Genomic DNA, 13,454 nt, shown 5'->3' on the forward strand with positions numbered 1-13,454 from the left:
GTTCAGAGGGTGGGACGATCGCCGTCGCGAGTCTGGAAGATTTTCGCATGCCGCACCGCGGCAGTCAACGCGACCGGGGCCACGGCCGGGGTCGTCGCAGGCGCGCCGCCAGTGCCGCCGACGAAAGCTCGTGGGTCTCCCCGGCAGCCTCCACGCGCCAATCCCCTTCGGCCTCGCCGGCGGCCAGCAGCGGCATGTCTTCGCCGCCTCGGACCAGCACCAAGACACAGCCCAGGAAATGCTCCCGCAGCAGGTCCCGAAGCACCGCCGGACCGCGCCGCCCCTTGACCACCACGGTACGACCGTCGGTGACCTCGACGGCGCGATGGACACCGGCAGCGACCGCTGCCTCGAGGGCCGGCGGCGGACCCGCGGAGGCGGTGAGGTCCAACCAGCCGACCCGCATCCCAGCCGCCTCGAGATAGGCGAAGAGCGCTGCGTAGGAAGCGCTGGTCCCGGCGACGGCGAGCAGGTGCGGAGTCTTCACGCCAGGTAGCTTCCGGGACCTTCGTAGAGCAACAGATCGCGCCGCTCCTCGACAAAGGCCGCCTCGTCTCGCTCCCAGGAGGCGAGCCAGCGGTCGAGAGCCTCGCGATCACCGCCTTCGATCGCCCGGCGGCAGCGATCGTCGCCGGTCAAGAGATCGATCGCCGGCACATCGCTGACGAACTCGTAGGGCGCCTCCCGCCAGCGGAACTCCGACGGCGAAGACTCGCGAAATGCGGCCAACACCTCGACCCCGACGCGCAGAGGGCGAAAGGCCTGGAGATCGCTCACCACCAGCTGCAGGCCACCGCAGGCGACCCCGGCATGCTTCTGAAACTGCGGTCGAAAATAGACCGGCAGAAAGCGCACCCCCGGAAGACCGCGCAGGTTGAGGCGCTCGCTGAGGCCGACCGGGTCGATCCAGGGCGCGCCGGCGAGCTCGAAGGGGCGGGTGGTGCCGCGACCTTCGGAGAGCTCCGACGCCTCGAGCAGGCACATGCCGGGATAGACCGCCGCGGTCATCAAAGACGGCATGTTGGGCGATGGCGCCACCCACGGCCGACGCCACGGCGTGTCGCGTCGCCAACCCTCCATCGCCCAGACCTGCCAGCCGCCACTCCAACGACGGCGGCGAGCTTCGAGGCGAAAGATCTCACCCACCGTCAAACCGTGCCGAACCGGCATCCGAAAGGCGCCCACGAAGGACTCGAAGCCGGCCTTCAAGGTCGGCCCTTCGACCACCACCCCACCGAGGGGGTTGGGCCGATCGAGCAGCCAAACTTCGCACTCCGCCTGCAAGGCGGCCTCGGCGGCCCAGACGGCGGTGGCGGCGTAGGTGTAGTAGCGGCTGCCGACGTCTTGCAGATCGATCAGCAAGAGATCGATGCCCTCGAACATCTCCGGCACCGCGCGCAGGGAGTCCTCACCATCGCCGTAGAGAGAGATGGTCGGCACTCCGGTCCAGGGCTCACGGCCGCCCTCCGCCGGCACCATGTCCTGCTCGATACCGTGGTAGCCGTGCTCCGGACCGAGGAGCAGTCGCGGCGTCATCCCGCGACGTACCAGGGCGAGATGAGCCGGCTCCCCTTCGAGGGTGACCGAAGCGCCGTGGGCGAGCAGGGCAAAGGACCGGCCGCCAAGCTCCCCCGGCGCCAACAGCAGGCGATCGAGACCGGTCAGCATCATGGCCGTTCGCCCTCCGGTGAGTCGGCCTCGCGGGAGTAGGTCCCACTACGCCCACCGCTCTTGTGCTCGAGGCGCAGGTCCGTGATCACCGCCTCCCGCTCGACCGCCTTCACCATGTCGTAGAGGGCCAGGGCCGCCGTCGAGCAGGCCGCCAAGGCCTCGATCTCGGCGCCGGTACGGGCGGTGGTGACGACCCGGCTGCGCACCCTCACCGCGCCCCGCTCGGGATCGGAGTGGTCCCCGTCCTCGGGAACGATCTCGATCTCGACCTGATCGAGCGGCAGCGGGTGGGCCAACGGCACCAGATCCGCGGCGCGCTTGGCTCCCTGAATTCCGGCGATCCTGGCGACGGCGACGGCATCGCCCTTCGGCAGACGGTCGAGGCGATCGAGGGTCGCTCGCGACATCAAGACTCGACAGGAGGCCTCGGCGACCCGTCGAGTGATGGCCTTGGCCGAGACATCGACCATCTGCGCACGACCTTCCGAATCGAGGTGGCTGAGCTCACTCATCGGGTGATCTTAGCCTGAAACGGTCGTCCCTGAAGCGACCGCCAGGGCGGGCCTTTTCGCGCCTCCGGCTCGGCCCCGGCGTGCTACGATCCGCCGCCAGTGCCAGCCCTTCGCCTCTCCATCATCATCCCGTGCCTCGACGAAGAAGGGGCTCTCGAACGTCCCTTGCAGATCGCCCTCGCCCAGGGCGACGAAGTGATCGTCACCGATGGCGGCAGCGTCGATGGCTCGATCGAGCTGGCCCGCCGCCTCGGCGCCGGAGTAGTGGTCGGCGGCGCCGGCCGTGGCGAACAGCTCCAACGCGGTGCCGCCGCCGCCAGCGGCGACATTCTGCTCTTCCTCCATGCCGACACCGAGCTGCCCCCGAACGCGGCCCAAGACATCCGGCGAGCGATCGTCGAAGGAGCCGTCGGCGGCGCCTTCCTGCTCACCTTCGACTCACCCCACTGGCTCCAGCGCCTCGGCGCCTGGCTGATCAACCGCCGCACCCGCTGGACCCGAATTCCCCTCGGCGACCAGGCTCAATTCGCCACCGCCGCGGCCTACCGCGAGATCGGCGGCTACCGCGACTGGCCGATCCTCGAAGACCTCGACTTCGCCCGCCGCCTCGGCAAACACGGCCGCATCGCCATCCTGCCCGGCCCGGTCACCACCGCCGCCCGCCGCTACCGCCAGGGCGGCACCGTGCGCACCGTCCTGCGCAACTGGCTCATCTGGATCCTCTTCGCCTGCGGCGTCCCGCCAAAGCGCCTGGAAAAGCTCTACCGAAAAATTCGCTGAAGGAAAGTCGAGACCTCGGCGCGGAGGAGACCAGCCCAATCGCGGAGGGGTGAATCCGACGCCACGAACCGAGACCTCGGTAACCTGGACGCCTCTGAATTCCTGAAAAGCAAAAAGCCGTCTGCTAGTTAGCAGACGGCTCCGAGCGCGACTAGCGCGAGGCAGCGCCGCAGGCGCTGAGGTCGGGGCGCACGGCGAGGGGTGAGGCCTGGCCGGCCGAACCGCACGACGTGGGCGTTCGCCCGGGCCTCGCAGGCGAGGGGGGCGCCTTGAGCCCCCCTGAAACGAAAACCCAACGCCACAAGCCTCCCTCCGGACTCGAGGACACACGAGGTTCTCGGCAGAGAACCGCCGGGTGCGGCTGGAACTGGTAATTCAGGAGGTCAAGGGGCCCCGCAGCCGGACGCCGCTACAGGGCCTTTCTCCGCCGCCGGAGGAAGCAGATCAGAAAAAAGCAGAGAGATCAGTCGTTGACGGAAGCTTTCAGGTCCTTCGCCGGCTTGAACTTGACGTTCTTCGAAGCCGGAATGGTGATGGTGGCGCCGGTCGCCGGGTTGCGGCCCTGGCGCTCCGCGCGCTCGGCAACGGAGAAGCTCCCGAAGGCGTGGATCGAAACCCGCTCGCCGTCGGAGAGCTGGTCGGTGATGGCACCGAAGATCACATCGAAGGCGTCGCCCGCCTGCTTCTTGGTCATACCCTCGACATCGCCCACAACCCTCTCGATAATTTCAGCTTTACCAGCCATTGAACTCCTCCTTGGGATAAATAGTGACGGAACGTCCGTGGCGCAACCATAAGCCAACAGAAAAGGCCTGTCAATCCAGGCTTCCTCGCCAATCGCCCAATTGATTAACGGCCAGGAAGGAAGGCCTTCCGGGGAACTCTTCGGGACCCCGAGGTTTGCGCCCTGGCGCGCCTCGAAGGCAGGCCTGAATCGGTCCCGCCGTCAGCCTCCGGAGACCGACGACCGGCGTAGAACGGTGACCGAGAAACCATCGTGATCGCCCGCCGGGAGAAGCCGCCAGGTGCCCTCCTCGGAAATCTCGCCACCCAGTAGATCGGGCATCTCCGACTCCAGGTCGAGGCGCTGGAAGTCACGGCGATGATTGAGAAAACGCTCGACCACCCGCTCGTTCTCCTCGGCCTCGAGGGAGCAGGTGATGGCGACCAGCAGACCCTTCCGTCGCACCCGATCGGCGACTCCCCGAAGCATGCCGAAGGCTTGCTCCGAAAGACGCCCGACCTCCTCTTCGGAAACTCGCCACTTGAGCTCCGGGTGCTTGCGCAGGGTGCCGGTTCCGCTGCAGGGCAAGTCGAGGACGACGCGATCGAAGTCACTGCCGAAGGGAGACCGGGCGGCATCCGCCAAGGTCACCGGCAAACGCCGCCCCAGGCGCTCGAGGTTGTGCGCCAGGAGGACGGTGCGGGGCAGCGAGCGATCGGCCAGGAAGAGCTCGACGCTGGGCTCCTGGGCGAGCAGGGCGAAGCTCTTGCCTCCAGGCGCCGCGGCGGCATCGAGAATGCGCTCTCCGGGCTCTGGCGGCGGAATCAGGGCGGCCACCTGGCTGCCCTCGTCCTGGACGTAGAAGTCGCCGCGCCGAAAGGCCTCGGAAACCAGAGGATCTCCTCGCAGCACGGTCAATCCGAGGGGCGAAAGCGAAGTCGGCTCCACCTCGAGGCCCTCGTCGAGCAGGGACTCGGCCAGCAGCTCACGGCCTCCACGATCGCAAAAGGCCACGAGCTGCAGGGGTTTCGGTCGATTGTTCGCTGCCAGCAGACGGCGGGTGGCGGCGGCCCCGAAGCGCTCGTACCAGCGTCGCACCAGGAACTCCGGATGGCTGAGCTCGATCGCCAGCCGGCGCACCGGATCGGCCTCCTCGACCGGCCAGGCGTCGAGCTCCGGATCCCGAGCCAGGCGCCGCAACACCGCATTGACGAAGCTTGCACCGCCGCGATGGGTGAGGTGGCGGGCCTGGTCGACCGCCTCGTTGACCGCCGCGTGGGCCGGGATGCGGTCGAGAAAAAGAATCTGGTAAGCCGCGATGCGCAGCGGGGCATGGAGAACCGGCTCGATGTCGGCGAAGGAGCGATGGCTGGCGGCGGCGACCGCGGCATCGATCCGGCGCAGCCAACGCAGGCTGCCGAGCACTAGCTGACAGAGCAGCGCCTGGTCGCGATCGTCGAATCGCTCGAGGGCGGTGGTGAGAAAGGAGTCCACCGGAGCGAGGGAATCGAGGGTGCGATCCAGCACCCAGCCGGCAGCCACCCGCACGTTGTCCTCGGACCGGCGACGGGGAGTCTGCCGGCGGCTCCGGCCGCGGGCCGGCAGCGTCGGGGGAAGCCGTCGTTTACTCATTTCGGAGGCGGCCGCCAGCGGCGCCGCCGGCGGCCCTCGGGGGGTCAGGCGAAACGCTCGCCCACACGCACCCGCTCGCCATTGCAGAAGTCGGAACCGCGAATCTCTTTCTTGCCCGGCCGCTGCACGTCCTCGATGCCGAAGATGGTGCCGTTGCCGCACAGGATGGCGAGGCGTCCCTGGCGCAGCCCGAGGTACGTCCCGCTGACCCCGAACGGAGCCTCTTCCCAGGTCATCGGCACACCCCAGACGATCTTCAGAGGGCGCCCCCGGAAGTGTCCCGAAAGGCCGGGCCAGGGAGTGTAGGCGCGCAGTCGGTTGTAGATCTCGTCGGCGGTCAGAGCCCAGTTGATCTTGCCATCGCGCTTGGTGATCTGCGGCGAGTAGGAGGCCGACTCGTCGCGCTGCTTGCGCGGCTTGATCTTGTTCTTCTCACGCTGTGCCAGAGTTTCCACCATCACCCCGCCGCCGAGCTTGGCGAGGCGCCCGGAGAGGCGCTCGGTGGTCTCGTAGGAGCGAATCAGGGTCTCTTCCTGGAGCAGGATGGGACCCGTATCGAGGCCCTCGTCCATCAGCATCGTGGTGACACCGGTCTTCTTGTCGCCCTCGAGCAGGCTGCCCTGGACCGGTGAGGCACCGCGATACTTCGGCAGCAGGGAGGCGTGCAGGTTGATGCAGCCCTGCTTGGGAATGGCGAGCAGCTCCGGCGGAAAGATCTGACCGAAGGCCACCACCACCGCGACGTCCGGAGCCAACTTCGTCATCTCCTCGAGAAACGCCTCGTCCTTGACGCTTTCGGGCTGCAGCAAGGGCACCTTGCGCTCCCGCGCCCACTCCGCCACGGGAGGCTCCGCGGCGTCTTGGCCGCGGCCCGCCGGGCGCGCCGGTTGGGAGACGATCACGGCCGGCGTGCGGCCCGCTTCTTCCAGAGCGTCGAGGGTTGGAACGGCGAAGTCGGGGGTACCGAAAAATACAATCTTCTTGATCGCAGGCATGCGCGCGATGGTAGCAGAGTATGGGGCCTCCGGAAGGCCATCTTCGCCGCTTCCGGAGGCGCCCCGGGAGCGCCCCTTCAGACTCCGTCTTGGGCGCGGTCGATCTCTTCGAAGTAGTCCGCCTTGACCAGCACCTCGCGCGGCTTCGAGCCCTGCGGCGGACCGAGGATGCCGTCGCGCTCCATCATGTCGATGAGGCGCGAGGCGCGCGAGAAGCCGACCCGCATGCGGCGCTGCAGGAAGCTCGCCGAGCCCATGCCTTCGGCAACCACCAAACGCGCCGCTTCTTCATAGAGCTCGTCGTCGGCATCGCCACCGTCGCCGGAGCCACCGGCCTTCTCGAGGGGCTCGAGCAGGGTGGGATCGTAGTCCGGCTTGCCCTGGGTCTTCTTCAGCCAGCGCACCAGGCCGGCGGTCTCCTGCTCACTGCAGTAGGCGCCGTGGAGGCGCACGATGCGGGACGTTCCCGGCGGCATGAACAGCATGTCGCCCTTGCCGAGGAGTTGCTCCGCTCCGACGCGGTCGAGAATGGTGCGCGAGTCGTGGCGCGTCGCGGTGGCGTAGGAGATGCGGCAGGGGAAGTTGGCCTTGATGGTGCCCGTCAGAACATCCACCGAAGGCCGCTGAGTGGCCACGATCAGGTGGATACCGACGGCCCGCGCCATCTGGGCCAAGCGGGCGATGGCGGTCTCGACCTCCGATGACGACACCATCATCAGGTCGGCGAGCTCGTCGATGATCACCACGTAGTAGGGCAGCGGCTTGAGGTCGTCGACCTTCACCTCTCCCTCTTCCTCGTTGAGGGCGAGGCGCTTCTTGACCTCCGGATCGCGAATCGCGCGGTTGTAGTAGGCGATGGAGCGCACGTGCACCTCCGCGAGGAGGCGATAGCGGTCCTCCATCTCCTTGACCATGCGCTGCAGGGCGATGGCCGCCTTCTTCATGTCCACCACCACCTCGGCGGCGAGATGGGGGATGTCTGCATAGACCCCTAGCTCGATGCGCTTGGGATCGATGAAGATGAACTTCACCTCGTCCTTGCGCGCCTTGTAGAGGATCGAGGTGATCATGCTCTGCAGGCCGACGCTCTTGCCGGCGCCGGTGGCGCCCGCCACCAGCAGGTGCGGCATGGTGGCGAGATCGGCGAAATAGGGCTCGCCGTGGATGTCCCGCCCGAGGGCCAGGGTGAGCTTCGACTTGGCCTTCTGGAAGGACTTGTCGGACAGCATCTTGCCGAGGCGAATGATCGAGCGGTTGTCGTTCGGCACCTCGATGCCGAGCACCGAGCGACCGGGGATCCGGTCGATGCGCACCGAATCGGCCTTGAGGGCCAAGGCCAGGTCGTCCTGCAGGTTGACGATCTGGGAGACCTTGACGCCCGGTGCCGGCTGGAACTCGAAGATCGTGATCACCGGCCCCGGACTGATGCCCTCGATGGTTCCCTGAACGCCGAACTCGGCGAAGCGCTCGCGAATCGTCTCGCCCCGCCGGATGAGCTCGTTCTCGTCGTAGGACGCCTTGTCCTCCTGGAGCTGAAGCAGGTTGATGGGCGGCAGGCCGGATGCGGTCGCGTTGGGGGTCGGAACCAGCTCGAGCTGGCCGGCGCTGCGCTTGCGGCGCGCCTTCTTCGCCTTGGGCTCGACGGGCAGCTCTTCGATCGGGTCCGCCGCCACCACCGGCGGAGCGCCGGAGACCCGCCGCACCGAGAAGCCCCCGGCGCCGCTCTTCTCCTGCACCCGCAGCGGCAAGTCGACCTTCGGTGCCGGCGCCACGTCGTCGGCCGCGTCGGCCGTCTCCGGGATCCCCCGCCGACGACGCTTCTCCACCGCCCTTTCGAGGTGCTTGGCGACCACCCGCTCGCGCGATTTATCCTTCGCCTTGCGCTCGCGACGGCGCTCACGGGCCAGGGCGAAACGCTCACCGGCGGCCCGCAGCCGCAGGGCGAGGCGTTCGAGCAGCTCGCCCAGCGTCGACTGCACCACCAGGGTGAAGCCGATCACCAGAGTGGCGACCAGCACCAGCAGCGCGCCAGCGACGTTCAGCCGCCCCACCAGGAATCCCGACAGGAGCTGTCCAAAGGCGCCGCCCGCTTCGACCGCGCCAGCCCGCCAGGGCAAGCGACCGATCACGATCTGAAAGAACCCGGGGGCTGCCAGTAGCACCACCACCAGGCCCAGACCGCGACCGAAGGTGCGCTCGAGGCCGCGGCTGCGCAGGCGCCGCCAGCCGATCAGGCCAAGGGCCAAGGGCAAGCCGAAGGCGGTCAGTCCGAAGAGCCCGAAGGTCACCGCCGCGATCTCCGCCCCGACGGGACCGATCAGGTTCGCCACCGCCGACACCTCACCCGCCGGCCGGTGCAGCAGGCTCGGATCCGTCGGGTGGTAGGTGACGAAGCTGAGCACCAGCAGCAGCGAGAGGGTGAGCAGCAGCAGTCCGGAGAGCTCGTTCCACTTCTCCGGCGCCAGTCGCGGCCGTGGCCGGGCTTTCTTCCCCGCCTCCGGCGCCGCTACCGCCATGGCGACCCTCCGGTTCTAGAATTCATCTCCGCAGAGACCTCAAGCAGTTTCTCAGGGTGCACTTCCTAAATAACGATTGATTCTAGCAGACCTAACGATTTCGAGGCCCGATCAGGTGCCCGATCCAGGGCCGTCCCAGGGCTCCCGCGATCAGCCTCCGGCCAAGGCGCGATGGAGCGCCAGGAAGTCCTCCAGAGCAAGCTCTTCGGCACGACACCGAGGAGGCAGTCCGATAGCCTCGAGGGCCTGGCGGGCGGCCGCCTTGCCAGGACCCGCCGCGAGGGCATTGACCAGGGTCTTGCGCCGCTGGCCGAAGGCCAGCCGAACCAGGGTCAGGAAGGACTTCATCTCGACCGCCGACAGGGGCGGCGCCACCGGCTCGAGCCCGACGAAGGCACTGTCGACTTTCGGCGGGGGACGAAAAGCCCCCGGCGGAACCCGCCCGAGCCGGCGAACCCTGGCATGGGCCTGGACCAACAGGCTGAGACCGCCGTAGTCGCGGGACCCGGGAGCCGACGTCATGCGCTCGGCAACCTCCTTCTGGATCAGAAAGGCAGCGCGCTGGATCTGCCCCGGGTTGCGCACCAATCGCTCGATGATCGCCGTCGCGACGTTGTAGGGAAGGTTGCCAGCCACCACCGTGGGTCGCATGGCCTGCCGTCGCCAGTCGATCGCCAGGGCATCGCCACCGACCAGCCGTAGACGACCGGCCGGCCAGCGGGCAGCACGGAAACGGGCGGCCAGGGTCCCGACCCAGGAAAGGTCGATCTCCCAAGCCGTCAGGGTCCCGGATCCGGCCTCGAGCAGCTCCTCCGTGAGCACCCCACCGCCGGCACCGATCTCCACCATCGGCAGCCCTCCAGGGGCCAGAAAGCGCAGCAGGGGACGACAGATCGACCCGTCCCTCAGGTGATGCTGTCCGAGGCCCTTGTCGAGTCGCGGTGAGTCCACGGGGGCACCGTATCAGCCCAGCCGAGAAACGGTCGTGTGACAACAAAGACCTTCCTTCGGTAAGATTTACGTCACCATCGGTTCCGTCTCGGAAGACTTCCAAGGGCTCGGAACCGCTGGTGACGGAGCATTGGACCGGAGACCCGCGTGGCCAAAACCACACCCAAGGACGGCATCGCGACAGACCTGCGCGAGCGCCGTGAAAGGCCCGAGAGGGAGTTTCACTGCCTCGATCCGGAAAGCCTCGAGCGTTTCCTCGAGCGCCGCCGTGCGCCCTCGACCTTTCCCCTCGAGCTCAGCCTGGCGGGCAATCTGGTGGAGATCTTGCGCAAGGCGGAAGAGTTCGTGCCATCCGCCGCCGGCTCCATCCTGCTCGACAATCCGGCAGAAAAGCACGATGAACGGGAGCGCAACACGCTGACCTTCATCGCCGCCTTCGGCGAACGGGCCACCGGCCTGGTCGGGCGCACCATCGATGCCGACCGCGGCATCGCCGGCTACGCCTATCGCACCGGGATCGCCCGCCGCGCCCGCGACGCCCACGAAGATCAGCTCTTCTTCCCCGGCGTCGACGAGAGCACCCACTACACCACCCGCTCCCTGGTCGCCATCCCGATTCGGATCGAGCAGGAGGTTTGCGGGGTGCTCGAGCTGATCAACCGCCGCCAGGCGGAGGAGTTCAGCGAGCACGACCTCAACCTGCTCGAGATCTTCGCCGACTACATCTCGGTGTCGATCCAGAACGTCCTCGACGGTCGACAGGCCCAGGAGATCGCCAAGCGCGACAATCTGACCGGCCTCTACAACGATCGCTACCTGCATATCGCCCTGTCGGACCGCATCAAGCGCTGCCGCGATCAAGACCAGGATCTCTCGGTGCTGTTCTTCGACCTCGATTTCTTCAAGCGCATCAACGACAACCACGGTCATCTCGCCGGCAGCCAGGTCCTGCGGGAGATCGGCGAGTTGTTGCAGGGCATCCTGACCGCGCCCGACGCCATCCCGGCGCGCTATGGCGGCGACGAGTTCGTACTGGTGGTGCCGAGGATGGACATCGAGGCCGCCATCGAGCTCGCCGAAGACATCCGGACCGGCATCCTCGCCACCGTGTTCTGCTCGACCGCCGGCGAGATCCAGCCCTCGCCTTTGAACTTGACCGGCATCACCTGCTCCGTCGGTGTCGCCACCCTGCACCGGCACACCAGCGATGGCACCTCCATCGACACCTGCCGCAGCACCCTCCTCCGCCTCGCCGATTCGGCGATGTACGTCGCCAAGGAGACCGGTCGCAACCGCACCGCGATCGCCGGTGCTCCAGTGCGACGCCGTCGCCTCGACGAGTGATTTTTTACAAAGTCGTCACTTAGCTGCCCCCCCGCGGTGCCGTCGCGGAGACATCCCTGCGGAAAATCTGGCACTTTTAGACAGATAAGATATTCTTATATTTAAATCATTGGGAGAATTGATTACAAATCACTGCAAGGAAAGGACTTACACCGATTGCACAAATTTCTGTTCAAAGCGCTCTAACCCCCTGAGATTCCGGGCTCGGAGGTCCCTTCGGAGGGGTTTCTCCGCAGGGTTTTCCACAGGAGCTGCGGATTCCCTTCGTCACATCCGCGGTGTCCCGCGTCGTTGAAGGCAATCACCAGTGCGGGCGGCACGGTCACCTGCGAAGCCAGCGCCGACCGCAGCTCGACGGGGAACAGCCAGCGGGGCCGCGGCGCGCGTCGGAAGGTCCGCAGCAGCAGCGACTCGGCCGCCGAAGGGTCGACTTCGAGGGCCAGGCGACCGATCTCGCCACCGACCTCGACATTCCACCCCACCACCTGATCGATCATCGCGCGGCGCCAGCCGGCGTCGATTCCAGGCCAGGTCTCGACCTCGTCGAGGGCTGCCTCCAGCAGAGGCTCTCGGCCTTCCCAGAAGACTGCCGCCGCCAGCCGTGGCTCGGCGAGCAAGGCCCGCCCCGCGGTGATCGCCGCCCCCTCCGACGCCGGCGCGAAGGCAGTGCGGTAAAACGGCGCCAAGGGGCTGAACGGATCGAGCTGGCAGGCGGCCGCCAAGGCCGAGTCGGCCCACGGCTGTCCGGCATCGCCGCCGAGCACTCCGGCCGTCAGCCAAAACACCGCGACGCCGGGAGCGTCCTCGACCGCCCCCAGGGCGAGCCCGGCGGACGCCGCCGCGGCCGGCGCATCCCAGGCCAAGGCAGCACCGTAGAGGGGAAACTCCGGATCGATCCGGTGGGCCAGGCGCGGCCCCTGGGGATGGTGCTCGAAGAGCCAGTGGCCCCGGCTCGGTGCCCACAGCACGACGACAGCCCACAGCAGCAGCGACACCCATCCCCAGCGAGCATGCACCGCGCCGCGGCGGGGCGCCTCCGGGGCGAGGGCAGCTCCCGCGACGACGGCGAGCGCCACGGGCAGAGCGAGGACTGCCAGCCAGGCCGTTCCCAGGCCCGCCCAGGCAGCACCGACGAGGCCGAGAAGGGGTCCGCTCGGGGTCCGCCGACGACGCCAGAGAAACGCCGCCAGCAGGGCGAGCAGGAGGAGGGTCCCGACACCCCCGAGCTCGTAGAGAAGCTGCAGCGGCAGGCTGTGCAGCTCGGCGACGACCTCGCCGGGCGGCGAGATTCCGGGACGTGGCTCGAGGTGGAGACCGAGAGTCCAGGGCGTGGTGCCGGGCCCCCAGCCGAACCAAGGACGCTGCAGCCATCCCTCCAGCCCACCCTGCCAGTAGACGGCGCGCGCCTGGGCCGACGGGTCGCGACCGGCGAAGAGGGACCACAGGCGCGGTAGGGCAACCAGCCCCGCAGCCGCCGCCAGCCAGCCGAAGGAACGCCCACCTCGCCGCATCCCGAGCCAGCCAACCTGGAGCGCCAAACCGGTGATGCCGAGGAGCGACCCGGTGCCGAGCACGGCCGCCACCGAAAGCACCAGGGCGATCACGAACACGGCGCGCTGGCGCCCCCGGGCAGCGACCATGCCAAGCCACAGCAGGGGCAGCAGAGCAAGCCACCAGAAGGCCATCAAGCCATGGTGGCCAAGCGGCCGAGCGGCGCGTGGGTCGCCGAGCAGGGCGCGGCCCACCAGCGACCAGAGAGCGACTGCGGCGAGCAAGCAGGCAAGGGCGACGAGGCCCGTCTGGCGCCGCCGAGGATCACGCCAGGCGCGAGCCACGGCCGTCGGCAAGAGGACGAAGGCCGGCAGCAGGGCCCAAGCGACCCGGCCGGCGCGGGGCAGATCGCTGGCCCCGGCGCTGGCGGCGACGGCCACCAGGAAAGCGGCGAGCAGCCAGCGCCCCCCGGCCCCCAGGTCCCAAGGGTCGCGCCAAGCGGCCACCGCGGGCAACGCCGCCAGCAGCAGTAAGAGGTGCCCGATGACCGCGCCCGCGGCCGAGGCGCCGCCGACGACGGTGCCGCACCAACCGGTGAAAACCGCCAGGAGAGCGACCGGCCAGAGCGCCTGGCCATGGGTCTTGGCGGCACTGAGCGCGATCCGCGGGTTCAGGGGCTCCCTCCCATGGCTGCCTACGATATCCTCCCCTGGGAAAGCCGAGGTGGGCCGCTCGACCGGCCAGAGGAAAACCCCGTCGGCGAGCGCGCGGCGCCTACAGTGCACGATCGCGTTTCCGCCCCGGTGAGGGAGCTCGACGCCCTGCCTCGAGGCCGGCG

The 13,454-nt window shown here is 68.2% G+C and carries 11 protein-coding genes; 2 read left to right on the forward strand and 9 right to left on the reverse strand.

All coding sequences use genetic code 11. From position 1 onward, the window contains the following. Positions 1–64 precede the first annotated feature (64 nt). Genes AAF604_17530 through moaC form a run of 3 tightly spaced genes read right to left on the reverse strand, consistent with a single transcriptional unit; the run spans position 65 to position 2,183 of the window. The gene (locus AAF604_17530; protein MEM7051472.1) at positions 65–487 is read right to left on the reverse strand and encodes a hypothetical protein; all 423 of its coding nucleotides are present in this window, start codon (positions 485–487) and stop codon (positions 65–67) included. Continuing rightward, a complete protein-coding gene (locus AAF604_17535; protein ID MEM7051473.1) occupies positions 484–1,671 on the reverse strand; it encodes a DUF1343 domain-containing protein in 1,188 nt (395 codons plus the stop codon). Before AAF604_17535 ends, AAF604_17530 begins: the two co-directional genes overlap by 4 nt. Further along, positions 1,668–2,183 (reverse strand): cyclic pyranopterin monophosphate synthase MoaC, encoded by a 516-nt coding sequence (gene moaC / locus AAF604_17540; GenBank protein MEM7051474.1) that lies wholly within the window; start codon positions 2,181–2,183, stop codon positions 1,668–1,670. Before moaC ends, AAF604_17535 begins: the two co-directional genes overlap by 4 nt. A gap of 99 nt (positions 2,184–2,282) precedes the next feature. Between moaC and AAF604_17545 the strand changes: the two genes are divergently transcribed. Beyond that, positions 2,283–2,963, forward strand: a complete 681-nt coding sequence (locus tag AAF604_17545) for a TIGR04283 family arsenosugar biosynthesis glycosyltransferase (protein ID MEM7051475.1) — start codon at positions 2,283–2,285, stop codon at positions 2,961–2,963. A 463-nt stretch (positions 2,964–3,426) separates the two neighbouring features. On the opposite strand, the gene AAF604_17550 is transcribed toward AAF604_17545, so the two are convergent. The 5 genes from AAF604_17550 to rsmA all read right to left on the reverse strand — a co-directional run bounded on the left by AAF604_17550 (position 3,427) and on the right by rsmA (position 9,781). Continuing rightward, positions 3,427–3,708, reverse strand: coding sequence for an HU family DNA-binding protein (locus tag AAF604_17550; protein MEM7051476.1), 282 nt, complete (start codon positions 3,706–3,708; stop codon positions 3,427–3,429). A 201-nt stretch (positions 3,709–3,909) separates the two neighbouring features. Further along, complete coding sequence (locus tag AAF604_17555; protein ID MEM7051477.1) at positions 3,910–5,319, reverse strand: transcription antitermination factor NusB; 1,410 nt, start codon at positions 5,317–5,319, stop codon at positions 3,910–3,912. A gap of 44 nt (positions 5,320–5,363) precedes the next feature. Then, the gene (gene fmt, locus AAF604_17560) at positions 5,364–6,314 is read right to left on the reverse strand and encodes a methionyl-tRNA formyltransferase (GenBank protein ID MEM7051478.1); all 951 of its coding nucleotides are present in this window, start codon (positions 6,312–6,314) and stop codon (positions 5,364–5,366) included. Between the two features lie 77 nt (positions 6,315–6,391). Continuing rightward, complete coding sequence (locus AAF604_17565; GenBank protein MEM7051479.1) at positions 6,392–8,830, reverse strand: DNA translocase FtsK; 2,439 nt, start codon at positions 8,828–8,830, stop codon at positions 6,392–6,394. Between the two features lie 150 nt (positions 8,831–8,980). Next, positions 8,981–9,781, reverse strand: coding sequence for a 16S rRNA (adenine(1518)-N(6)/adenine(1519)-N(6))-dimethyltransferase RsmA (gene rsmA / locus AAF604_17570; GenBank protein MEM7051480.1), 801 nt, complete (start codon positions 9,779–9,781; stop codon positions 8,981–8,983). A gap of 147 nt (positions 9,782–9,928) precedes the next feature. Here rsmA and AAF604_17575 point away from each other — a divergent pair, with 147 nt between their 5' ends. Then, a complete protein-coding gene (locus AAF604_17575) occupies positions 9,929–11,125 on the forward strand; it encodes a sensor domain-containing diguanylate cyclase (GenBank protein ID MEM7051481.1) in 1,197 nt (398 codons plus the stop codon). Positions 11,126–11,307: 182 nt separating this feature from the next. Here the strand turns inward: AAF604_17575 and AAF604_17580 are convergent, their stop codons facing one another. After that, positions 11,308–13,401 (reverse strand): O-antigen ligase family protein, encoded by a 2,094-nt coding sequence (locus tag AAF604_17580; protein MEM7051482.1) that lies wholly within the window; start codon positions 13,399–13,401, stop codon positions 11,308–11,310. Positions 13,402–13,454 lie beyond the last annotated feature (53 nt).

The sequence above is a fragment of the Acidobacteriota bacterium genome (genome assembly GCA_039028635.1).
In the GTDB taxonomy this organism is placed as follows: domain Bacteria; phylum Acidobacteriota; class Thermoanaerobaculia; order Multivoradales; family JBCCEF01; genus JBCCEF01.